General features: G+C 70.4%; 21 protein-coding genes and 1 pseudogene. 15 read left to right on the top strand and 7 right to left on the bottom strand.

Annotated features, from left to right (window positions below; all coding sequences use genetic code 11):
• Positions 1-11 precede the first annotated feature (11 nt).
• From ACTFTM_RS15235 to ACTFTM_RS15180, 12 genes and pseudogenes are all read left to right on the top strand, one after another.
• Positions 12-188 carry a hypothetical protein gene (locus tag ACTFTM_RS15235; protein ID WP_449566422.1) on the top strand — a complete coding sequence of 59 codons (177 nt, stop codon included), beginning with the start codon at positions 12-14 and terminating at the stop codon, positions 186-188.
• Between the two features lie 91 nt (positions 189-279).
• Positions 280-1,224 carry a hypothetical protein gene (locus tag ACTFTM_RS15230; RefSeq protein ID WP_449566421.1) on the top strand — a complete coding sequence of 315 codons (945 nt, stop codon included), beginning with the start codon at positions 280-282 and terminating at the stop codon, positions 1,222-1,224.
• A gap of 84 nt (positions 1,225-1,308) precedes the next feature.
• The gene (locus tag ACTFTM_RS15225; protein ID WP_449566420.1) at positions 1,309-2,181 is read left to right on the top strand and encodes an FtsK/SpoIIIE domain-containing protein; all 873 of its coding nucleotides are present in this window, start codon (positions 1,309-1,311) and stop codon (positions 2,179-2,181) included.
• Positions 2,178-2,387, top strand: coding sequence for a hypothetical protein (locus ACTFTM_RS15220; RefSeq protein ID WP_449566419.1), 210 nt, complete (start codon positions 2,178-2,180; stop codon positions 2,385-2,387). Before ACTFTM_RS15225 ends, ACTFTM_RS15220 begins: the two co-directional genes overlap by 4 nt.
• A gap of 87 nt (positions 2,388-2,474) precedes the next feature.
• The gene (locus ACTFTM_RS15215; RefSeq protein WP_449566418.1) at positions 2,475-2,915 is read left to right on the top strand and encodes a DUF6197 family protein; all 441 of its coding nucleotides are present in this window, start codon (positions 2,475-2,477) and stop codon (positions 2,913-2,915) included.
• Entirely contained in the window at positions 2,912-3,214 is a 303-nt protein-coding gene (locus ACTFTM_RS15210) for a hypothetical protein (protein WP_449566417.1), read from the top strand. Before ACTFTM_RS15215 ends, ACTFTM_RS15210 begins: the two co-directional genes overlap by 4 nt.
• Before the next feature lie 20 nt (positions 3,215-3,234).
• Positions 3,235-3,615, top strand: coding sequence for an RRQRL motif-containing zinc-binding protein (locus ACTFTM_RS15205; protein ID WP_449566644.1), 381 nt, complete (start codon positions 3,235-3,237; stop codon positions 3,613-3,615).
• Entirely contained in the window at positions 3,615-4,322 is a 708-nt protein-coding gene (locus ACTFTM_RS15200; protein ID WP_449566416.1) for a hypothetical protein, read from the top strand. The genes ACTFTM_RS15205 and ACTFTM_RS15200 overlap by 1 nt, the downstream gene beginning before the upstream one ends.
• The gene (locus ACTFTM_RS15195) at positions 4,319-4,585 is read left to right on the top strand and encodes a hypothetical protein (protein WP_449566415.1); all 267 of its coding nucleotides are present in this window, start codon (positions 4,319-4,321) and stop codon (positions 4,583-4,585) included. The genes ACTFTM_RS15200 and ACTFTM_RS15195 overlap by 4 nt, the downstream gene beginning before the upstream one ends.
• On the top strand, positions 4,585-6,378 hold the full coding sequence (locus ACTFTM_RS15190; protein ID WP_449566414.1) for a replication initiator: 1,794 nt from the start codon (positions 4,585-4,587) through the stop codon (positions 6,376-6,378). Before ACTFTM_RS15195 ends, ACTFTM_RS15190 begins: the two co-directional genes overlap by 1 nt.
• Before the next feature lie 22 nt (positions 6,379-6,400).
• Positions 6,401-6,591: pseudogene (locus ACTFTM_RS15185) on the top strand (helix-turn-helix domain-containing protein).
• Between the two features lies 1 nt (position 6,592).
• Positions 6,593-7,834: a tyrosine-type recombinase/integrase gene (locus ACTFTM_RS15180; RefSeq protein WP_449566413.1), complete on the top strand. Its 1,242-nt coding sequence runs from the start codon at positions 6,593-6,595 to the stop codon at positions 7,832-7,834.
• Positions 7,835-7,891: 57 nt separating this feature from the next.
• Here the strand turns inward: ACTFTM_RS15180 and metH are convergent, their stop codons facing one another.
• Positions 7,892-11,407 carry a methionine synthase gene (metH, locus tag ACTFTM_RS15175; RefSeq protein WP_449566412.1) on the bottom strand — a complete coding sequence of 1,172 codons (3,516 nt, stop codon included), beginning with the start codon at positions 11,405-11,407 and terminating at the stop codon, positions 7,892-7,894.
• 262 nt (positions 11,408-11,669) lie between these two features.
• Between metH and ACTFTM_RS15170 the strand changes: the two genes are divergently transcribed.
• Positions 11,670-12,539, top strand: coding sequence for a PAC2 family protein (locus ACTFTM_RS15170; protein WP_269678735.1), 870 nt, complete (start codon positions 11,670-11,672; stop codon positions 12,537-12,539).
• A gap of 143 nt (positions 12,540-12,682) precedes the next feature.
• Positions 12,683-13,474 carry a GntR family transcriptional regulator gene (locus ACTFTM_RS15165; protein ID WP_449566411.1) on the top strand — a complete coding sequence of 264 codons (792 nt, stop codon included), beginning with the start codon at positions 12,683-12,685 and terminating at the stop codon, positions 13,472-13,474.
• A 337-nt stretch (positions 13,475-13,811) separates the two neighbouring features.
• Here the strand turns inward: ACTFTM_RS15165 and mshC are convergent, their stop codons facing one another.
• The 4 genes from mshC to ACTFTM_RS15145 all read right to left on the bottom strand — a co-directional run bounded on the left by mshC (position 13,812) and on the right by ACTFTM_RS15145 (position 17,363).
• On the bottom strand, positions 13,812-15,050 hold the full coding sequence (mshC, locus tag ACTFTM_RS15160) for a cysteine--1-D-myo-inosityl 2-amino-2-deoxy-alpha-D-glucopyranoside ligase (RefSeq protein WP_449566410.1): 1,239 nt from the start codon (positions 15,048-15,050) through the stop codon (positions 13,812-13,814).
• 67 nt (positions 15,051-15,117) lie between these two features.
• A complete protein-coding gene (locus tag ACTFTM_RS15155) occupies positions 15,118-15,936 on the bottom strand; it encodes an SCO1664 family protein (RefSeq protein ID WP_449566409.1) in 819 nt (272 codons plus the stop codon).
• Positions 15,933-16,511: a DUF3090 domain-containing protein gene (locus ACTFTM_RS15150; protein ID WP_449566408.1), complete on the bottom strand. Its 579-nt coding sequence runs from the start codon at positions 16,509-16,511 to the stop codon at positions 15,933-15,935. Before ACTFTM_RS15150 ends, ACTFTM_RS15155 begins: the two co-directional genes overlap by 4 nt.
• 147 nt (positions 16,512-16,658) lie before the next feature.
• A complete protein-coding gene (locus ACTFTM_RS15145; RefSeq protein WP_449566407.1) occupies positions 16,659-17,363 on the bottom strand; it encodes an MSMEG_4193 family putative phosphomutase in 705 nt (234 codons plus the stop codon).
• A 623-nt stretch (positions 17,364-17,986) separates the two neighbouring features.
• Here ACTFTM_RS15145 and ACTFTM_RS15140 point away from each other — a divergent pair.
• Positions 17,987-18,556, top strand: coding sequence for a hypothetical protein (locus tag ACTFTM_RS15140; protein WP_449566406.1), 570 nt, complete (start codon positions 17,987-17,989; stop codon positions 18,554-18,556).
• 76 nt (positions 18,557-18,632) lie between these two features.
• Here ACTFTM_RS15140 and ACTFTM_RS15135 read toward each other — a convergent pair whose 3' ends face one another.
• Both ACTFTM_RS15135 and ACTFTM_RS15130 read right to left on the bottom strand, forming a co-directional pair.
• Positions 18,633-19,469, bottom strand: coding sequence for an undecaprenyl-diphosphate phosphatase (locus tag ACTFTM_RS15135; protein WP_449566405.1), 837 nt, complete (start codon positions 19,467-19,469; stop codon positions 18,633-18,635).
• Positions 19,466-20,518, bottom strand: a complete 1,053-nt coding sequence (locus tag ACTFTM_RS15130) for an LLM class F420-dependent oxidoreductase (protein ID WP_449566404.1) — start codon at positions 20,516-20,518, stop codon at positions 19,466-19,468. The genes ACTFTM_RS15135 and ACTFTM_RS15130 overlap by 4 nt, the downstream gene beginning before the upstream one ends.
• Positions 20,519-20,545 lie beyond the last annotated feature (27 nt).

Genomic DNA, 20,545 nt, shown 5'->3' with positions numbered 1-20,545 from the left:
GGAGACCGATCATGCACATGTTGTGTCAGCACCCTGCCTGCGTCAACGCGGCCTGTCTCGAAGTGATCGCGGAAGGCACCTCGTTCAGCTACCTCGTGTGTAGCACCGATGCCAGTTGGGCCAAGCGGGAACTCTCGAAGGACTTCCCCGGCCGCCGCATCCAGGCCAAGCGCTTCAGCAGCTACTAGGAAATTACAAGCGTGGGGCCGGTACTGGCTCGCAACCTGCCGACCCCACGCCTTCCAACCCATCCACCCCAATCGCTTGGGAGGACGTGTCATGTCCAAGTCTAGCCCCCGCCGGTTCGCCGGCAGGTCAACCGGAACGGTGACGGTCATCGAGGCCAAAGTCCACCGATCCTCAGCCCGAAACGCCCGCATGGCGTTCATCCTCACGGCGGTCATCGTCGGCCTCCTGGCGGCCGTGGTGGCCGCTTCCTCCATTCACCCGATCCTCGCCGTGTTCGTCGGCGCGCTGATCGGCGTCCCGACCGGCGGCCTCGTGTGGGTGCTCGTTCGGATCTGGCCGGTGATCCGGCTGCTGTGGTGGTGGACCCCGGAAACCCTGCTCGCCGTCTCGCTGCTCACCTTCTGGGTGCAGCTCGCCAACCACACCCCGACCCTGGTGACTCTGCTCGTGGTCGCCCTGGTCGTCGGCGTTCCCGCCGCTATCCGCCCGGTTCGCCGTCAGGTCATCGCCTGGACCTGGTGCCTGGTGGTGCGGCATCGGCTGCGGGTGTGTTTCGCGCAGTTCATCATCGCCAACCAGTCCGGCAGCCTGCCGCTGATCCTGTGGGCCAAGCCCACCCCGGTCGGCGAACGCGTCTGGGTCTACCTGCGCCCCGGCCTCTCCGAGAAGGACCTGGAAGGCCGCCTCGACAAGATCGCCGTCACCTGTCACGCCTCCACCGTGCTCGTCGAGCGCGCTTCGGAGAACAACGCCGCCTACCTGCGGTTCGACATCAAACGTCGTGAGGTGCTGACCGCCCACGTCGGCTCCCCGCTGGTCGACGTCATCGACCCGACCGCACCCGTCTCGGCATCGCCGCTGACGGTGCCCACCGCCCTGGACCTGCCGGACGTCGACGTGCCGACGGTCACCCTCCCGGCCCAGGGCAAGCCCGCCGGCAAGAAGCCGGCCGCCACCACGACTGCTAACGGCAGCAAGCCCGCGGCTTCGTCCGCGTCGTCCGTCGAGGACGACGACACCTCCGACTGGATCTGACCTTCACCCATTCCCGGACGCGAGGAGCCATGGCGGCTCGTTCGTGTGGCTCCTCGCGCCCACAACGCCCAGAAGGGGCACGTCATGACCACCACGATTCCCACCACTGCTGAGGCGGTGCCGGTGGGTCCTGGCCTGTCGATGTTCGACCCGATCTTCATCGGGATCGACGAGTTCGGCCAGCCCGTCTACCTGGACGTCGTCTATCGCAACCTGCTCACCGCAGGCGAACCCGGCGGCGGTAAGTCCGGCCTCATCAACAACATCTGCGGCCACGCCGCCCTAGCCGACAGCACCCGCCTCGTGCTCTTCGACGCCAAACTCGTCGAACTCGGCCCCTGGCGCGACCTCGCTGACGCGTTCATCGGCCCCGACATCGACCAGGGCATCGACGTCCTGCGCCGCCTCCTGGTCGTGGCCACCAACCGCTACGCCTGGCTCCTGGCCAACCGGCGCCGCAAGCTCGCCGAGGGCGACGGCATGTCCGTCATCGTCACCATCATCGACGAACTCGCCATGTTCTCCACGGTGCTCGGCACCAAGGCACAGCAGGAGGAGTTCTCCACTCTCCTGCGAGGGCTCGTCTCCCTCGGCCGCGCCTGCGGCATGCCCGTCGTCGCCGCTACCCAGCGCCCGTCGTGGGACATCATCCCCGCCAGCCTGCGGGACCTGTTCGGCTACCGGGCCGCGTTCCGGTGCACCAGCCTGAACAGCTCGAACATCATCCTCGGACAGGGCTGGGCCGAGCAGGGCTACACCGCCTCCGACATCAGCCCCATCAACCAGGGCGCGGCGTACCTCCTGGCCGAAGGCGGCGTTCCCCGCCGCATCAAGGCGGCCTACCTCACCGACACCGACATCTACAACATCGCCGACTACGCCGCCTGGACCCGCCGCCCCACCAACGGCACCAGCACCCCGACGGTCAACGCCACCGAGTGGGGGATGGCGGCATGACCACCCGCGAACGCGCCTACGCCAAAGCCAACAACCAGCGGGCCGCCCAGTTCACCGAGCTATGGGTCATCGGCCGTCCTGAGGACATCGCCGCCATGATCCGCGTCGCCGGCATGTCCGGCCGACTCGTCTACGTGTCCTCGCCGACCCCAATGGGCGGCGACGACACCCGCCACCGCCGCTACCTGCGGCTACGCACCCACTGATCGGCCGACAGGACCGGGACTTCGCCTGGCAGCAACTACCGGTCCTGCCGACCACCAACCAACAACCCGCGAAAGGACGTGGTTGCCATGAAGGCTACCCACAACCCACCCATCACCGTCGAGGTCGGTCCGGCCGATCTGCTGCGGATGGCTGCCCTCTACCTGCGCCGGCACGGCTGGCACCAGGGCACCTACTACGCCAAGAACCCCGACACCCTCACCCCGCCGGCCTGCGCCGCCGGAGCTATCGGCATCGCCTGCGCCGGACACCGCGTCGAGCACTTCTCCCAACTCGATCCCGACGCCCTGGCCGACTATCTCGCCGCCCTGGGCGTGTTCGTCGACTACCTCGACACCACCGCCCCGGTCTTCTTCATCGACGAGGACGGCTACCTCCTCGACGAGCACACCTCCCCCTACTCGTGGAACGACGACCCGGCGCGCACCGCCGAGCAGGTCATCACCGCCCTTGAGGCTGCCGCCAGCGATTGGGACTCCCTCCGCACTGGTGGAGGTGAGAACGCATGAACACCGTCAAGAAGCCCTTGACGCCTTCCATCCCCCGACAGAAGCGCCGGGATGTCGTCGAGAACGACGCCTTCGCCTCGTTCGCTCGGCGCATCATCCGCGCCCACGGCCGCCGCGTCGCCACCGGCGACGTCGAAGCCCTGCGCGACCTCATCGCCCTGTCCAGCGTCATCGACGATGCCATCGGAGAAGCCGTGATCGGGCTGCGTGCGTTCGGCTACTCCTGGGCCGAGATCGGCTCCCGCCTCGGCATCTCTCGCCAAGCCGCTCAACAGCGCTGGGGCGGTGACAAGCCATGACCGACCTCCGCCGTGTCGACCTGGACAACCTGGCTGAGCGGACCGGTATCCGGGTCGAGTTCTACGACCCGCTCGGCACCCGCTACGGGTTCCCCACCTTCCCCTACCACTGCGCACCTACCGGCCTGGCCACCCTGCGGCAACTGCGCGCCGCCGGCCTCCGACCCGGAGGACATGACCCGGTCGCGCAAATCTATTGGCGGCACCGCTCTAACCGGCGAGTCGCCTACCTCTACCGCACCGACCTCGCCAAAACCAAGCGCACCGCCACCCCCGCGCAGCGGGAGGCCATCGCCAAAGCCCTGCTCGCCCGCCGCACCTGCGGTGTCTGCGGCCAGGTGAAGCCCTACTACATCCCCCGCCGCTACGGCTGCTGCCTCGACTGCCACGGAGGCCACTGATGTCTGCCAAGACTCCGACCGCCGGTCCTCGCCTGGAGGGCGTCGCCCTGGTCCTCATCCTGCTCACCGTCGCCGGCTTCGCCGGAGCCGCCTCCTTCACCCACGTCAAAGACTGGACCCTCGCCAACTCCCCCACCGGCACGGGCGAGTGGTTCGGATGGGCCAACGCCGTCATCTCCGAACTGGTCCCCATCGCCGCCCTGCTGACCATCCGTCGCCGCCAACGCCTCGGCGCGTCGATCACCTACCCGATGCTGCTGCTCATCGGCTCCGCCGGCCTCTCCCTCGCCGCGCAACTCGCAGTCGCCAAACCCGGCCCATCCGGATGGCTCCTCTCGGCTGTTCCCGCGCTGGCGTTCATGGCCCTGGTCAAACTCGTCCTCGCCCCCGCAACCACCTCGGAGCACATCCCGCCGACCGCTGCGCCGGTCGAGCCGATCCGCGTCCAGGTAGCCGAGCAGGTCACCACCGAGCCGGCACCCCCGGCCGCCATCACCCCGGCACCTAAGCCGGAGCACGTCACCGTGTCGGCCGCCGAGCCGGTCGACGTCCCCGCCCACCTGCTGCCCACCGCCCGCTTCGCCGCGATGCAGCACGAACAGGCCACCGGCCGACCCATCACCACCGCCGAGCTGGTCGACCGCCTCGACCTCACCCCGGCCGTTGCCGGACAACTCCTGGCCACCATCAACGGCGTTGCCCGATGAGCATCCACCTCGTCGACATCGAGCAGGTCACCCACACCTGCCCCGCCCACCCCGACGCCCACCCGTTCGACACCCGCCGAACCCTCATCGACGTCATCCCCGGCGGACCCTGCCGGACACCGGTCACCATCCACTGTGGCGACACCACCGCCCTGATTCCGTGCCGCAGGCACGAACCGGCCAAGCGCCAATGCGGCGCCTGCCGAGTCATCGTCACCGAACGCACCATCACCACCCGCTACCTCGACGAGGTTGGCGGCTGATGGCCTCGACGCTGGACCTCACACCCCGGACCGCTCTGGCCCGGGGTGTGGGCTCGAACGCCGACACCATCCCCGTCTACGACTACACCGCCGAAGGCTCCGCCTTCCAACGCGCCACCGGCCCGGACTACTTCGGGTGGCTGGAACACGTGCGCGCCGCCGCCGGCTGCACCCGACCCATCCGCCTCGCCGGCAGCCTCTACACCGTCGACTCGTCGACAGGCCGTGTCTTGGAGCAGCGGCACACCGACGCCATGCCCGACGCCGCGATCTACACCGCCTGCGGCAACCGCCGGTCAAGGGTCTGCCCCTCGTGCGCGCAGACCTACCAACGCGACGCGTTCCAACTCCTACGCGCCGGCCTCATCGGCGGCAAAGGCATCCCCGACTCGGTTGCCTCGCACCCCGCCGTGTTCGCCACGTTCACCGCACCATCGTTCGGGACCGTCCACGCACGGGTGGTCAAGCGCCACACCTGCCGCAACCGCCGCCGCTGCGACTGCCGTGCCGAACCCTGTCACGCCCGCCGCGACGCCGGCCTATGCGAGCACGGGCGTCCCGCCGTGTGCTGGGCACGCCACGAAGCCACAGACACCGCGCTCGGGCAGCCCCTGTGCCTGGACTGCTACGACCACGACCACCAGGTCGTCTGGAACATCTTCTCGGGCGAACTGTGGCACCGCACCAAGCAAGCCGCGGAACGCCATCTCGCCAAACTCGCCCGCCGTCGCGGCATTCCCCGCGTCGATGTCGTCACCGCCTCCGGCAACATCCGCAAGGTTCCGCCGGTCCGGCTCTCACCCGGGAAGGTCGCCGAACTCCAAGCACGCGGAGCGGTGCACTTCCACGCCATCGCCCGCCTCGACGGCGTCGACGGCCAGGACCCCGACGCCGTCGTACCCCCACCCGCCGGGTTCGGTGTCGACGAGCTGGTCGACGCGCTCCGGTATGCCGCCCAACACGTGGCCTTCCACACCCCTACCCACCCGGACCGGCCTGAGGGCTGGCCGATCACCTGGGGCGAGCAGGTCGACCTGGAACCCATCGCCACCGATGGCACAGGCGAAGTCACCGATGGGATGGTCGCGGGTTACCTTGCTAAGTACGCCACCAAGAGCACCGAGGCCACCGGGCACACCTCCACCCGCCTGACCGCCGATTCGATCGGCGACTATGCCGACCCTGACGGCGACCACACCGCCCGCCTCATCGACGCCTGCTGGCGCATCGGCCGGCCCACCGGCAGACCCGTCCCCTTCTCTGAGCGGCCCCGGGACCACCGGCCACGGCCCGGCTTCGTCGACCGCTGGGAGTGCCCCGACTGCGGCACCCACACCCGCTACCCCGCCTGTCCCGTCTGCATCGCCCGCCGTCATGCCGTCCTTGACGCCCAACCGGCCAGCAGACCACAGGCCACCAATCCATACGCCCGGCTACGCCGCTGGGCGCACATGCTCGGCTACGGCGGCCACTTCCTCACCAAAGCCCGCCGCTACTCGGTGACCTTCCAACTCCTACGCGACACCCGCGTCACCTACCGACGCCACGAACACGAGCACCAGGCCGACGAGCAGCTCGGCACCCCCCGGACCGTCGACCACCTCGACGAAGACGACACGACGCTCATCGTCGGCACCCTCACCTTCGCCGGCGTCGGCTGGCACACCACCGGAGACGCACTCCTGGCCAACACCGCCGCCGCCATGGCGCGCGAACGACGAGCCACCGGCCGCGAAGAACTCGCCCACGAACTCAGCACCACCCCCGCCGGCACCGTGCCGGCTGCTGCCTGACCCCTCGACTACGGGAGACGACATGACCACCGCGCAACCGCTCAATCTTTGGACCGTCGAAGACGTGTCCGCCTACCTCGGCGTCCCGGTCCAGACTCTCTACACCTGGCGCAAGCGCCGCATCGGCCCACCCGCCGGCCGCGTTGGTCGGCATTGCGCTACGACCCTGACGTGGTACGGGCGTGGTTCGCCGACCAGTCCAAGGCGGCCTGAGATGGCTCACATCGTTGACCGCTGGTACAAGACGGTTGTCGGCCCGGACGGCAAGTCCCGGCAGGAGCCAAGGCCGGAGTGCGGACAGGGGATGCGCTATCGCGTCCGGTACCTCGCTCCGGACGGCAAGGAGAAGTCGCACTCGTTCCCCGACAAGAAGAAGCGCGAAGCGCAGGCGTTCCTTGCCAACGTCCAGGCCGACATCCTCAAGGGCACCTACATCGACCCCGACGCCGGCCGGACGACCTTCAAGCAGTGCGCCGACGAATGGCTTGCCGCCGCGACTACTGACCTACTGACTCGCGACCGGATTGAGTACGAACTCCGGCTGCACGTGCATCCGGTGCTCGGGCACAGGCCGATCGCGTCGATCCAGCCGGCGACGATCCGAGCATGGGCGCGTGGGATGCAGGAGAAGGGACTGTCCGCCGGTTACCGCCGCGTTCTGTTCAGCGACGTATCGATGATTCTGAACGCCGCTGTAGACGACAAGAAGATCGTCAGCAATCCGTTTGCCGCCAAGAGCATCCAACGGCCCCGGCATGTCCCCACCAAGGTCCAGCCGTGGTCAGTCGACCGGCTCACCGCGTTCCGCGCGAAACTGCCGGACCGCTACCGAGTCACCGTCGACTTGGGCGCAGGTTGCGGACTGCGGCAAGGAGAGATTTTCGGCGCAAGCCCTGAAGACCTGGACGCGACCCGGCCAATCTTGCGAGTCGTCCGTCAGATCAAGCTCGTGCGCGGCGTCCTCATCTTCGCCCCGCCCAAGGGCGGCAAGACGCGGGAGGTTCCCCTCCCAGCCTCCGTAGCTCGCCGCCTGGGCGACCACGCCCAGCAGTACCCGCCCGTAGAGGTCACCTTGCCATGGAGCTCCCCCACTGGCGACCCCATGACAGTCATGCTCTACCTGACGACTGCTGACGGCCTGCCGCTCAGCCGTTCGAAGTTCAACCCCGGCGTCTGGAAGCGCGCAGTCCGTGCCACAGGCGTTCCCGACGACCGCCACAACGGCATGCACGTTCTGCGACACACCTACGCCTCGGTGCTTCTGGACGCCGGAGAGAGCATCAAGGCCCTGTCGATGTACCTCGGTCACGCCGACCCCGGATTCACCCTGCGGATCTATACGCACCTTCTGCCGACCAGCGAGGACCGTACGCGCCGCGTCATCGATGCAGCCTTCGGTGAGGACCAATCAGCTGCGGACGGCCCGGATGCCGTTGACGGCCTGGAGACGGCATGATCATGGTTCAGCGGCCTTCCCGGCAACCTCAGGCGCAGGTCAGGGCACCTGCGCCCGTCACTTGGCGTTGAAGTAGCTCGCCTCCGGGTGGTGGACCACGATGGCGTCGGTGGCCTGCTCGGGCATGAGCTGGAACTCCTCCGACAACTCGACGCCGATCCGATCCGCGCCCAACAGGTCCACGATCTTCGCCCGGTCCTCCAGGTCGGGGCAGGCCGGGTAGCCGAACGCGTACCGGCAGCCCCGGTAGTCGTTGCGCAGGATGCCCGCCAGGTCCGTCGGGTCGTCGTGGCCCAGCGGACGTCCGTCGGGCAGGGTCAGCTCGGCGCGCACGCGCCGGTGCCAGTACTCGGCGAGAGCCTCGGTGAGCTGCACCGACAGGCCGTGCACCTCCAGGTAGTCGCGGTACTCGTTGCGGGCGAACAGCTTCGCGGCGTACTCGCTGACGGGTTGCCCGACCGTGACCAGTTGCAGCGCGACCACATCGAGCTGGTCGCCCTTGGGCCGGAAGAAGTCCGCGAGGCAGAGCCGTCGCTCCTGGCGCTGGCGGGGGAACGAGAACCGGGCGCGCTCCGCGTGCCCGTTCTCGTCGAGCACCACCAGGTCATTTCCTTCCGAGTACGCGGGGAAGTAGCCGTACACCACGGCTGCCTCGAGGACCTGGTCGGCGATCAGCCGGTCGAGCCAGTACCGCAGACGCGGCCGGCCTTCGGTCTCGACCAGTTCGTCGTAGGAGGGGCCGTTGCCGCCGCGGGCGCCGTTGAGGCCCCACTGCCCACGGAACGTGGCCCGCTCGTCGAGCAGCGCCGCGTAGTCGGCCATCGGCACGCCCTTGACCACGCGCGTGCCGAAGAACGGTGGGGTGGGCACCTCCACGTCGAGGGCCACATTGGAGCGGACCGAGGAGTCGTGCAGCTCCGGCAGCGACTCGGTGACCACCGCGCGCTGCCGCTCGCGGCGGGCCCGCCGGGTGGCGAGGGCGGCTTCGCGCTCCGGGTCGACGACCGGGGCGCCGCCGCGCTTGGCGGTCATCACACGGTCCATGAGGGACAGTCCCTCGAAGGCGTCACGGGCGTAGTGCACCTGCCCGGGGTACGTCGAGCGCAGGTCGTCCTCGACGTACGACCGGGTCAGCGCCGCCCCACCGAGCAGGACGGGCCAGCGTTCGGCGACCCCGCGCGTGGCCATCTCGGCCAGATTTTCCTTCATGATGACCGTGCTCTTGACCAGCAGCCCGGACATGCCGATCGCGTCGGCGCGGTGCTGCTCGGCGGCGTCGAGGATCGCGTTGATCGGCTGCTTGATGCCGATGTTGACGACCTCGTAGCCGTTGTTGGACAGGATGATGTCGACCAGGTTCTTGCCGATGTCGTGCACGTCGCCACGCACGGTGGCCAGCACGATGCGACCCTTGCCGCCGTCCTCGCTGGTCTCCATGTGGGGTTCCAGGTACGCCACGGCGGTCTTCATCACCTCGGCGGACTGCAGGACGAACGGGAGCTGCATCTGCCCGGAGCCGAACAGCTCACCGACGACCTTCATGCCGTCCAGCAGGATGTCGTTGATGATCGACAACGGGGCCCGGCCACCGGCCATCGCCTCGTCCAGGTCGGCCTCCAGGCCGTTGCGCTCGCCGTCGATGATGCGCCGCTTGAGCCGCTCGTCCAGCGGTAGCGCCGCCAACTCCTGCGCGCGGGTGGCGCGGGCGCTGGTCACGTCGACGCCCTCGAAGAGTTCCAGGAAGCGCTGCACCGGGTCGTACCCGTCGCGCCGCCGGTCGTAGACCAGGTCGAGCGCGACCTCGCGCTGCTCCTCGGGGATCTTCGACATCGGCAGGATCTTGCTGGCGTGCACGATCGCCGAGGTCAGGCCGGCCTGCACGCACTCGTGCAGGAACACCGAGTTGAGCACCTGCCGGGCGGCGGGGTTGAGGCCGAAGGAGATGTTCGAGATGCCCAGGGTGAAGTTGACCCCCGGGTAGCGGTCGGCGATCTCCCGGATCGCCTCGATCGTCTCGAGGCCGTCGCGGCGGGTCTCCTCCTGACCGGTGGCGATCGGGAAGGTCAGCGCGTCGATCAGGATGTCGGCGCGGTCCATCCCCCACCGGCCGGTCAGGTCGTCGATCAGCCGGGTGGCGACCCGGACCTTCCACTCCTTCGTCCGCGCCTGCCCCTCCTCGTCGATGAGCAGCGCCACGACCGCCGCGCCGTGCTCGCGTACGACGGGCATGACCCGCGCGTACCGGGAGTCGGGGCCGTCGCCGTCCTCGAAGTTGACCGAGTTGACCACGCACCGCCCGCCGAGCATCTCCAGGCCGGCCTCGACGACGGCCGGCTCGGTGGAGTCCAGCATGATCGGCAGCGTCGAGGCGGTGGCGAACCGGCCGGCCAGCTCGCGCATGTCACGCGTGCCGTCCCGTCCGACGTAGTCCACACACAGGTCGAGCAGGTGCGAGCCGTCGCGGGCCTGGCTGCGGGCGATCTCGACGCAGGCCCGCCAGTCGGCGGCGAGCATGGCATCCCGGAACGCCTTGGAGCCGTTGGCGTTGGTCCGCTCCCCCACCATCAGCACCGAGGCGTCCTGCGCGAACGGCACCGGGTGGTAGACCGACGACACGCCCGCCTCGTGCCGGGGTTCGCGCCCGGGCGCCGTGACGCCGTGCAGCCGCTCGGACAACACGCGGATGTGCTCCGGGGTGGTGCCGCAGCAGCCGCCGACGAGCCCCACGCCGTACTCGGTGACGAACCGTTCCAGGGCCTCGGCCAGCTCCACGGGAGTCAGCGGGAAGTACGCCCCGTCGGCCGTCAACACCGGCAGGCCCGCGTTCGGCATCACCGACAGCGGGATCCGGGAGTGCTGCGACAGGTAGCGCAGGTGCTCGCTCATCTCGGCCGGGCCGGTCGAGCAGTTCAGCCCGATCAGGTCGACCCCGAGCGGCTCGATGGCCGCGAGGGCCGCGCCGATCTCGCTGCCCACCAGCATCGTGCCGGTGGTCTCGACGGACACCTGGCAGATGATCGGCACCTGCTGGCCCAGCTCGACCATCGCCCGCTTCGACCCGACCACGGCCGCCTTGACCTGCAACAGGTCCTGGCAGGTCTCGATGATCAGCGCGTCCGCGCCGCCGGCGATCAAGCCGGCGGCGTTCTCCTGGTACGCGTCGCGCAGGGTCGCGTAGTCGGCGTGCCCGAGGGTGGGCAGCTTGGTGCCCGGCCCCATCGAGCCGAGCACGAATCGGGGCCGCTCCGGCGTGCTCGCCGCGTCGGCGGCCTCCCGGGCGATCCGCGCGCCCGCCTCGGCCAGCTCGCGGATGCGGTGCGGGATGTCGTACTCGCCGAGGTTCGCCAGGTTGGCGCCGAACGTGTTGGTCTCCACGCAGTCCGCGCCGGCGGCCAGGTAGGCGTCGTGCACGCCGCGCACCACGTCGGGACGGGTGACGTTGAGGATCTCGTTGCACCCCTCGAGGCCGTCGAAGTCGTCAAGCGTGAGGTCGGCGGCCTGCAACATGGTGCCCATCGCCCCGTCGGCGATGAGGATCCGGTCGGTCAGCACATCCAGCAACGAAGTCCGCACCCGTTCAGGTTAGTGCGGTCCCCGGCGAACCCGAGCGCCCTCCGCGCCCGATCCCATATTGTGTCAGCCGGATCACGCTGTCCGGTTCGCCGCCGTATGCCCGGTCGTGGAGCGGGCGGACCGGCGCGGCCGACGGGCCGCATCCCTGCCCGACACGTAGGCTGGCGGACGTGAAGGAGAACAGGGACGCCATCGTGCACCACGGTCCGACAACCGGGCGCGGTCCCGGTGCCGGCCGCGACGAGCAGGGTGAGGTGACGGCGTGACCGAGTTCGACGGACTGCCGGTCCTGCGATCCCCCGTGGCCATCGCCGCGTTCGAGGGCTGGAACGACGCTGCCGACGCGTCCACCGCCGCGGTCGAGCACCTGGAACAGGTCTGGAACGCCCGGCAGATCACCGAGCTGGACCCGGAGGACTTCTACGACTTCCAGGTCAGCCGGCCCACCATCACCATGGCCGACGGGGAGACCCGCCGGGTGGAGTGGCCGACGACCCGGTTCATGGTGGCGAGCCCCGAGGGCACCGATCGCGACGTGGTGCTGATCCGGGGCATCGAGCCGAGCATGCGCTGGCGGACGTTCTGCGAGCAGGTGCTGGAGATCTGCCACAGCCTGGAGGTGGAACGGGTCGTGCTGCTCGGCGCGTTGCTGGCCGACGTGCCGTACACCCGGCCGTTGCCGATCAGCGGCAGCGCCTCCGACGCGCAGGCCGCGGAGCGCTACCAGCTCACGCCCACCCGCTACGACGGTCCGACCGGCATCGTCGGCGTGCTGCACGACGCCTGCGCCCGCGCCGAGGTCGACGCCGTGTCGTTCTGGGTGCACGTGCCGCACTACGCCAACAATCCGCCCTGCCCCAAGGCCACCCTCGCCCTGCTGCACCGGGTCGAGGAGGTCGTCGACCTGCCGGTGCCGATGGCCGACCTGGCCGAGGAGTCCGCCGAGTGGGAGCAGCGGGTACGCAGCGCCGCCGAGCAGGACGCCGAGCTGGGCGAATACGTTCGCGAGCTGGAGGAACGCGTCGGCGACGAGGGCATCACCCCGTTGACCGGTGACGAGATCGCCCAGGAGTTCGAGAAGTACCTCCGACGTCGGGGCGGCTCGGCCGGCCCCACCGCCGGCTCCTGGTAACCGCTCTTCCCGTACGGGCCCTCGGACCTTCTCTGGTCCGGGGGTCCGTCTTCATGTTCGGGGCGGGTTTTGGCGTGTCCGGGGTAGCGCCGTCACACCCGCTGGGGCATCCTAGGAACCTAGATGTGATCAAGGAGGCGGGTGTGCAGATCAATCCCGGCGCCGCCGAGTTCCCCCACCGGCAGATCGCCGCGCAGCTCAAAGCCCAGGTCCGCCGCGGCGACTGGGGCCCCGGCGAACGGCTGCCGTCCATCCCGGCCATCGCCGAGATGTTCGGCGTCGCGAAGCAGACCGTGCAACGCGCCGTCGACCAGCTCCGGGTCGAGGGCATCCTGATCACCAAACCCGGCTCCGGTACGTACGTCCGGGGCACCCGGCGTCGACTGAACCGCCTCTCCCGGGGCCGGTACGGCGGGTTCCGCGGCTACCACACCGACCTCGCCGCCCGGTACCGCCAGCAGCTCGTCTCCGTCGGCCTCTCCCCCGCACCCGCCGAGGTCGCCGACGCGTTCGGCGTCTCCGACGGCACCCACCTGCTCTGCCGTCGCCACCTCGTCCGCACCGACGACTCCCCCGTCGAGGTGGGCGCGTCCTGGTTCCTGCCGGCCGACACCACGGGCACCTCGCTCGAGCGCGCCGAGGCGTTCGGCCGGCCGCTCTACCAGGAGGCCGAGGAGGTGACCGGCCGCCGGTACGTGTCGGCCACCGACACGATCAGCGCCCGCCAGCCCAGCCGCGAAGAGGCCGAGACCCTCCAGATCCGGCCCGACACACCGGTGCTGCACCTGCTGCACATCGCGTACGACAGTCACCGCAAGCCCATCGAGGTCGCCCAGGCGACCTGGCCCGGCCCGATGACCACCCTCACCGAGGAGTACCGGATCCCCGCCCCAACTCCCGACCCCGATCCAGACCCAGGCCTGATCCTGGGCTGATCCCCCCGCCCCCGCCCCCGCCGATCTTGCACTTTGTGTCGCCCCTTTGCCCGGATTGGCAACTTTCGTTACGTCAGAAAGTGCAAGATCGGCGCGCCAGGGGCGAGGTACTGGCGTCGATCATGGAGTTGTGGTGCCTCGCATAACGGGCACTACACCGCATCGCGGCCACCACAACTTCATGATCGACGCGGGCGGGCGGGCGGGCGCGCGGGCGCGGGCGGGCGGGCGCGGGCGGGCGTTGACGTGGGCGGGCGACGTGCGGGGGGGGGCCGGCGAGGCGGCGGGCGCGAGAAGGCCGGGCGGGGCAGGGTCGGCCGGGGGGCGCGCGGGGCTGTTAGAGGCGGATGCCGAGGAGGGCGTCTACCGTTTTCGCGAAGAGGGCCGGGGCCTCGGGGTCGTCCGTGGCGCCGGACAGGGCTGCGTCGGCCCAGCGATCGGCCACCGCCAGGGCACCGGGGGTGTCGAGGTCGTCGGCCAGTCTGGCGCGTACCCCCGCCAGTAGTTCGGCCCCGGACGGCCCGGCGGGCGCGGCGGCGGCCCGCCGCCAGCGGTCCAGGCGCTCCTGCGCGGCCGTGAGCAGGTCGTTGGTCCAGGTGCGGTCGCTGCGGTAGTGGCCGGAGATCAACGCGAGCCGGATCGCCATCGGGTCGACCTTGTCGGCGCGCAGGCGGGAGACGAAGACCAGGTTGCCGCGGGACTTGGACATTTTCTCGCCGTCCAGACCGATCATCCCGGCGTGGACGTAGTGCGCGGCGAACGGCGCCTGCCCGGTGAGTCGTTCGGCGTGCGCGGCGGACGCCTCGTGGTGCGGGAACAGCAAGTCGTTGCCGCCGCCCTGCACGTCGATGCGGTCGCCGAGCAGGTTCAGCGCGATGACGGCGCACTCGATGTGCCAGCCCGGCCGGCCCGGGCCCAGCTCCCCGCCCGGCCAGGACGGCTCGCCCTCACGCGCCCCGCGCCACAGCAGCGGGTCGAGGGGGTCGCGCTTGCCGGCCCGGTCGGGGTCACCGCCGCGCTCGGGGAAGATCTCCAGCATCTGCTCGCGGGTCAGGTTCGACTCGTAGCCGAACCGGCCGGTGGCGGAGATGTCGAAGTAGACGTCGCCGGTGCCGTCGTCGAGCCGGTAGGCCGCGCCGTCCTTGACCAGTACCTCGACCTTGTCGGCGATGTCCGGGATCGACTCGACCGCCCCCACGTAACGCTCCGGCGGGATGATCCGCAGCGCCTCCATATCCTCGCGGAACAGCGCGGTCTCGCGCATCGCCAGGACCACCCAGTCCTCGCCGTCACGGGCGGCCCGCTCGAGCAGGGGATCGTCGATGTCGGTGACGTTCTGCACGTACCGCACCGGACGGCCGGCGTCACGCCACATCCGCTGCACCAGGTCGAACGTGATCATGGTGGCGGCGTGACCGAGGTGGGTGGCGTCGTACGGGGTGATGCCGCAGACGTACATGCTCGCCGCGTCGGCCGGGTCGCTGGGGTGGACACCCTGCCGCGCCGAGTCGTACAACGCCAACGGCTCGCCCCGACCCGGCAGCCGTGGCACCTCGTGTCCCGCCCAAGACTCCATGGCCTCAGCCTAACCAGCCCTCAGGGGACACCGGGACGCCCCACGGGTGATCAAGATGACAGCGGGTTCACATGGGTGGCCAGGGTATGGCGGGCCAGTCCTCCGGCGGCTGCGGGAAGCGGCCGGTCTCCCGCAACCTCTCAACGCGGGCGGCCAGTTCGGCGATCTCGCTGATCGTCAGGTGGTCGGCCAACTCCTCGCCGAGCGCCCCGGCGACCTGCGCGGCGAGGCCGTCGAGCATCTCCATGGCGTCCGGCGGCACCTGCTTGCCGGCCCAACCCCAGAGCACCGTACGCAGCTTGTCCTCGACGTGGAAACTCACCCCGTGATCCACGCCGTAGATCCGGTCATCGGCGCCGACGAGCACGTGCCCGCCCTTGCGATCCGCGTTGTTGATCACCGCGTCGAGCACGGCGAGGCGGGCCAGCCGTGGATCGTCGGCGTGCGCGAGGGCGTACGCGGCGCCGTCCTCGTCCCGGGCCGCCGCGACCGGGAACCAGCGCGGCGGCACCTCCTCGGCCGGCACGAACCCGACCAGCGGCTCCGCGTCCTCCGGCTCGTCGATCCAGAGTTGGCAGGAACCGGGACCGAACGGACCGTCCCGCAGCACGGTCGGCGGCACCAGGTCCCATCCGGTGGCGTGGGACACCAGGTACGCCGACACCTCCCGGCCGGCGAGGGTGCCGTCCGGGAAGTCCCACAGGGGGCGCTCCCCGCGTACCGGCTTGTAGACGCACCGGGCCGTGACGCCGTCGAGGGTCAGGATGCCCCGCAGGGTGGTGTTCGACGCGTCGACCAGCCGACCCTCCAGGTCGAGGACGCCGTCGCGGAGCAGCCGCAGCGCGGCGTCACCGTCGCGCAGAGGCTGGAGGCCGGACAAGGTCACCGGTGGTAACCGTTGTGCCGCGGGCAGAGGTGCCCGGCGGGATCCAACGGCTGGCCGCACAGCGGGCACGGCGGTCGGCCCGCGTTGACCACGCGCCGGGCCCGTTCGATGAACTGGCGGGTGGCCTGCGGGGTGAGCCGTACGCGCAGCCGGTCCAGATCCTCGTCCGGCTCCTCGTCCTCGTCGTCGTCCTCGTCGTCCTCGTCGCCCAGCTCGACCTCGGGCTCCACCTCGCCGGCGGCGATCGCCTCGATCACCACGGTCGCGGAGTCGACGTCGAAGGCCAGCCCGAGCGTCCCGACCCGGAACTCCTCGTCGACAGGGGTGTCCAACGGCTCGTTGTCGCCGACCACCGGCGCGAGCTCGGGCAGTTCCACCCCGAAGCGGCGCTGCGCCTCGGTGAGCAACTCCTCCAGCTTCTCGGCGAGCAGGGACACCTGGACCTTCTCCAGCGCGACGCTGACCAGCCTGCCGCCGCCGCGGGCCTGCAGGAAGAACGTGCGCTCCCCCGGCGGCCCGACAGTCCCGGCGACGAACCGCTCCGGCGGTTCGAAGGCGTGCACCTGGTGGGTCATACCCACGACCCTATCCGGCCCACCACGGCATCGCGCACCCCACCGACCCGAATCGCCGCAGGGGCAACGCGCCCGGTGTAGCGGCGGCCACACCCGGGCGTGGCGGCCCCGGGCGTCGTGGTCGTCGGTGGTGGGGTCACGGCGTACTCACCTCGTCGCGCCCGCCCCGCCGCCCACGGCGGCGTCCGAGTCGGCCGCCCGCGCGGTCCGCCGACGCCGCTTACGCGGCGGCGGGACCAGCGCGGCGAGGTCACCGCCCGTGTCGTTGAGCCGGACCAGGAAGGGCCGCAGCGGCGTGAAGCGGATCGCGGTCACCGACGCCGGGTCGGCCACGATCCGCTGAAAGGCATCCAGGTGTACGCCGAGGGCGTCCGCCACGATGGCCTTGATCACATCGCCGTGGCTGCACGCCAGCCAGACCGCCTCGGACCCGTGCTCGGCGGTCACCCGGGCGTCCCAGTCGCGTACGGCCGCCACCGCGCGGGCCGCCATCGCCGCCATCGCCTCGCCCTGCGGGAAGACCGCCGCGCTGGGGTGCTGCTGGACCACCGGCCAGAGGGGCTCCTTGGCGAGCTTCTTCAGCGGCTGCCCCTCCCAGCTGCCGTAGTCGCACTCGATCAGCCCCTCCTCCACCACGGGCGTGACCTGGGGCAATGCCAGTTCCAGGGTCTGCCGGCAGCGGATCAGCGGACTGGTGACGACCGCTGCCAGCGGCACCGTCCGCAACCGTTCGCCGACGGCGGTGGCCTGGGCGCGCCCGGTGTCGTCCAGCTCGACCGGCTGCCGGCCGGCCAGGCCGCCGTCGGCGTTCGCGGTGGTACGGCCGTGTCGCAGAAGCAGAAGGGTCGCCACACGATCACCCTAGGGCCTCACCGGTACGCCCCGAGCGCCACGGGCTCCGGCCACGCCGCCCCAATCGGGCTCTTGATCGACACGAGGTCGCCGATCTGGGGCTGTCGACCGGTCCCGGATACCCCGAGTTCGGCGATCCGGAGTCGATCACCCCGCGCGATCGCCTCGATTGAGCGCTATGTCCGTTTGTGGGGTGTCTGTGGTGACCGGCTGCACCCGCCGGCCGGAATCGTGGCGGGCCGGGGGTCGTTACACACCCTGACGATCGCAGGACCACCGGGCCACCCCGCCTGTGGGAATGACCCCGAACCGCAGGTCGTCACACCCGGACCCGGCACCGACGAGCCGCCCGCCCCTGCGGGAATGGCCCCGGCCGCCGGTTCGTTACACACGGACCGGCCGCCACGAGCCCCCCGCTCGCAGGCCGCCAAGCCCCCCGGGGAATGACCCCGGCCCCCCGGTCGTTACACCCCGACCCGGCGCCGCAAGCCCCCCGGCTCGCAGGCCGCCGCCCCCTCTTCACGTCTTTGCACAGCGCCCGGACGAGGTGCTGACACCCCATGTTCACCGCCCCCCGCAACAGGTGGCGTGTGGGTGTTTCCTACCCCCGAAGGAGCAACCCCATGAACACGATCTTCCGCAAGAGCATGCTGTCCGTTGCTGGTCTCGCGTTCGCCGGTGGCGTGTTCGCCGGCCCGATCGCCGCCCACGCCGCCACCCCGGCCGTGGACACCAAGCCCACCACCGCCGCAGCGGTGCAGACCGCCGCGCCCAAGCCGCAGGGCGACCAGTCGCACATCACCCTCAACGGTGAGCAGACCGCCAACGCCAAGGCCATCATCGCGGCCACGAAGAAGGCCGGCCTGCCGGAGCGGGCCGCGGTCATCTCGATCGCGACGAGCCTGCAGGAGTCCAAGCTGGAGAACCTGGGTCACCTCGGCGACGCCAACGACCACGACTCCCTGGGTCTGTTCCAGCAGCGCCCCACCTCCGGCTGGGGCACGCCGGAGCAGATCACCAACCCCGAGTACTCCACCACCGCGTTCCTCAAGGGCCTGCGCCAGGTTGACGGCTGGCAGGACATGCCCCTGACCGACGCCGCGCAGACCGTCCAGGTCTCCGCCTACCCCGACGCGTACGCGCAGTGGGAGCAGCAGGCCACCGACCTCGTCGCCCAGCACTGGAACAGCTGACACACCGAACAGCCAACAACGACCGATGGCCGGCACCCGACAACGGGCGCCGGCCATCGCCGTCTGCGCAGAGGCGTCAGGTGGCGCTGATCGTGCCGGTCAGCAGCAGGGCCAGGACCAGGGTGCCCAACGCGACCCGGTACAGGACGAAGACGTACAGGGTGTGGTGGGCGACGTACCGCAGCAGCCAGGCGATGGCCGCGTACCCGATGCCGAACGCGATGGCGGTGGCCACGATCATCTGGGCGACCGAGGGCGCGGACGTGCCCGGGGCGGACGGTTCGAAGACGTCCCCGAGGCTGAACACGCCGGACATCACCACCGCCGGGATGGCCAGCAGGAACGAGTACCGCGCCGCCGCCTCCCGGGTGAGGTTGAGCAGCAGACCGGCGGTGAGGGTGCCCCCGGAGCGGGACACGCCCGGAACCAGCGCCATCGCCTGGGCGAAGCCCATCACGATGCCGTCCTTCATCCGGAAGTTCTCCAGCGTGCGGGTCTGCCGACCCCAGTACTCGGCGAACGCCAGCACGAACGCGAACACGATCAGCGTGGTGGACACCACCCAGAGGTTGCGCCCGGCCGTCTTGATCTGGTCCTTGAAGAGGAACCCGAACAGCCCGATGGGGATCGAGCCGACGATCACGTACCAGCCCATCCGGTAGTCGAGGCTGGAGCGCACCGACGTGTCCCGGATGCCGACCAGCCAGGTACGGGTGATCCGCCAGATGTCCTTCGCGAAGTAGATCAGCACGGCGGCTTCGGTGCCGAGCTGGGTGACCGCGGTGAACGACGCCCCGGCGTCGCGGTCGAAGAAGATCGCCGAGGTGATCCGCAGATGCCCCGACGAGCTGACCGGCAGGAACTCGGTCAGCCCCTGGACGATGCCCAGGACGATGGCCTCAACCCAGGTCACTCGCCGACTCCCGAGAGCTCGAGAGCCTCGGCGACGGTCCGCAGGGTCTGCACACCGCTGTCCCGGTCGGCCACGAACAGGCTCACCGACAGCGTGGTGACGCCGGAGGCGGCGTACTCGCGCATCCGCTCCGCGATGCGCTCCTTCGGGCCGAGCAGCGACGTACGGTCGATGAACTCCATGGGTACGGCGGCGGCGGCGTCGCGCTGACGCTTGGCCAGGTACAGGTCCTGGACCTCGCGGGCGGCGTCGCCGTAGCCCATCCGGGTGGCGAGCTGGTTGTAGAAGTTCTGCTGCCGGCTGCCCATCCCGCCCACGTAGAGCGCGGCGTACCAGCGGACCAGCTCGGCGCAGGAGGCGACGTCGTCGCCGACGACGACCGGCACGGACGGCACCACGTCGAAGCCGGCCAGTTCCTTGCCGGCCTTGGCCCGACCGGCGGAGACGGCGGCGAGGTGCTCGTCGGCGAACTCCGGCGCGTAGAACACGGCGAGCCAGCCGTCGGCGATCTCGCCCGCCAGCTCCAGGTTCTTCGGGCCGACGGCGGCCAGGTAGATCGGGATGTGCTCGCGGGGCGGGTGGAAGCTCAACCGCAGCGCCTTGCCGGGGCCGTCGGGCAGCGGCAGCGTGTAGTGCTCGCCGTCGTACGCCACCTCCTTGCGGGCGATGGCCAGCTTGACGATGTCGACGAACTCGCGGGTGCGGCCGAGAGGCTTGGCGAACCGCACGCCGTGCCAGCCCTCGGACACCTGCGGGCCGGAGACGCCGAGGCCGAGGCGGAACCGGCCACCGGAGAGGGCGTCGATGGTGGCGGCGGTCATCGCGGTGGCCGCCGGCGTGCGGGCAGGGATCTGCATGACCGCCGCGCCCACGTCGATCCGTTGCGTCTGGCCGGCCATCCAGGCGAGCATGCTGGGCGAGTCGGAGCCGTACGCCTCCGCCGCCCACACCACCGAGTAGCCGAGGCGGTCCGCCTCCTGGGCCAGCGCCAGGTGGTCGGCGGGCGTACTCCACGCTGTCTGGTATCCGAGGCTGAGCCCGAGTCGCACTGGTCCTCCCCCATCCGTGGCACAGGT

The organism is Micromonospora sp. RB23 (genome assembly GCF_053585025.1).
The sequence above is the reverse complement of the archived record's forward strand: the minus strand, read 5'-3'. Positions and strand labels throughout refer to the sequence as shown.

Coding starts and splice junctions, on each gene's coding strand:
- mshC (WP_449566410.1), bottom strand. CDS start 15,050: ATGGAGTCTTGGGCGGGACACGAGGTGCCACGGCTGCCGGGTCGGGGC.
- ACTFTM_RS15225 (WP_449566420.1), top strand. CDS start 1,309: ATGACCACCACGATTCCCACCACTGCTGAGGCGGTGCCGGTGGGTCCT.
- ACTFTM_RS15215 (WP_449566418.1), top strand. CDS start 2,475: ATGAAGGCTACCCACAACCCACCCATCACCGTCGAGGTCGGTCCGGCC.
- ACTFTM_RS15230 (WP_449566421.1), top strand. CDS start 280: ATGTCCAAGTCTAGCCCCCGCCGGTTCGCCGGCAGGTCAACCGGAACG.
- ACTFTM_RS15150 (WP_449566408.1), bottom strand. CDS start 16,511: ATGACCCACCAGGTGCACGCCTTCGAACCGCCGGAGCGGTTCGTCGCC.
- ACTFTM_RS15190 (WP_449566414.1), top strand. CDS start 4,585: ATGGCCTCGACGCTGGACCTCACACCCCGGACCGCTCTGGCCCGGGGT.
- ACTFTM_RS15195 (WP_449566415.1), top strand. CDS start 4,319: ATGAGCATCCACCTCGTCGACATCGAGCAGGTCACCCACACCTGCCCC.
- ACTFTM_RS15140 (WP_449566406.1), top strand. CDS start 17,987: ATGAACACGATCTTCCGCAAGAGCATGCTGTCCGTTGCTGGTCTCGCG.
- ACTFTM_RS15180 (WP_449566413.1), top strand. CDS start 6,593: ATGGCTCACATCGTTGACCGCTGGTACAAGACGGTTGTCGGCCCGGAC.
- ACTFTM_RS15210 (WP_449566417.1), top strand. CDS start 2,912: ATGAACACCGTCAAGAAGCCCTTGACGCCTTCCATCCCCCGACAGAAG.
- ACTFTM_RS15220 (WP_449566419.1), top strand. CDS start 2,178: ATGACCACCCGCGAACGCGCCTACGCCAAAGCCAACAACCAGCGGGCC.
- ACTFTM_RS15235 (WP_449566422.1), top strand. CDS start 12: ATGCACATGTTGTGTCAGCACCCTGCCTGCGTCAACGCGGCCTGTCTC.
- ACTFTM_RS15200 (WP_449566416.1), top strand. CDS start 3,615: ATGTCTGCCAAGACTCCGACCGCCGGTCCTCGCCTGGAGGGCGTCGCC.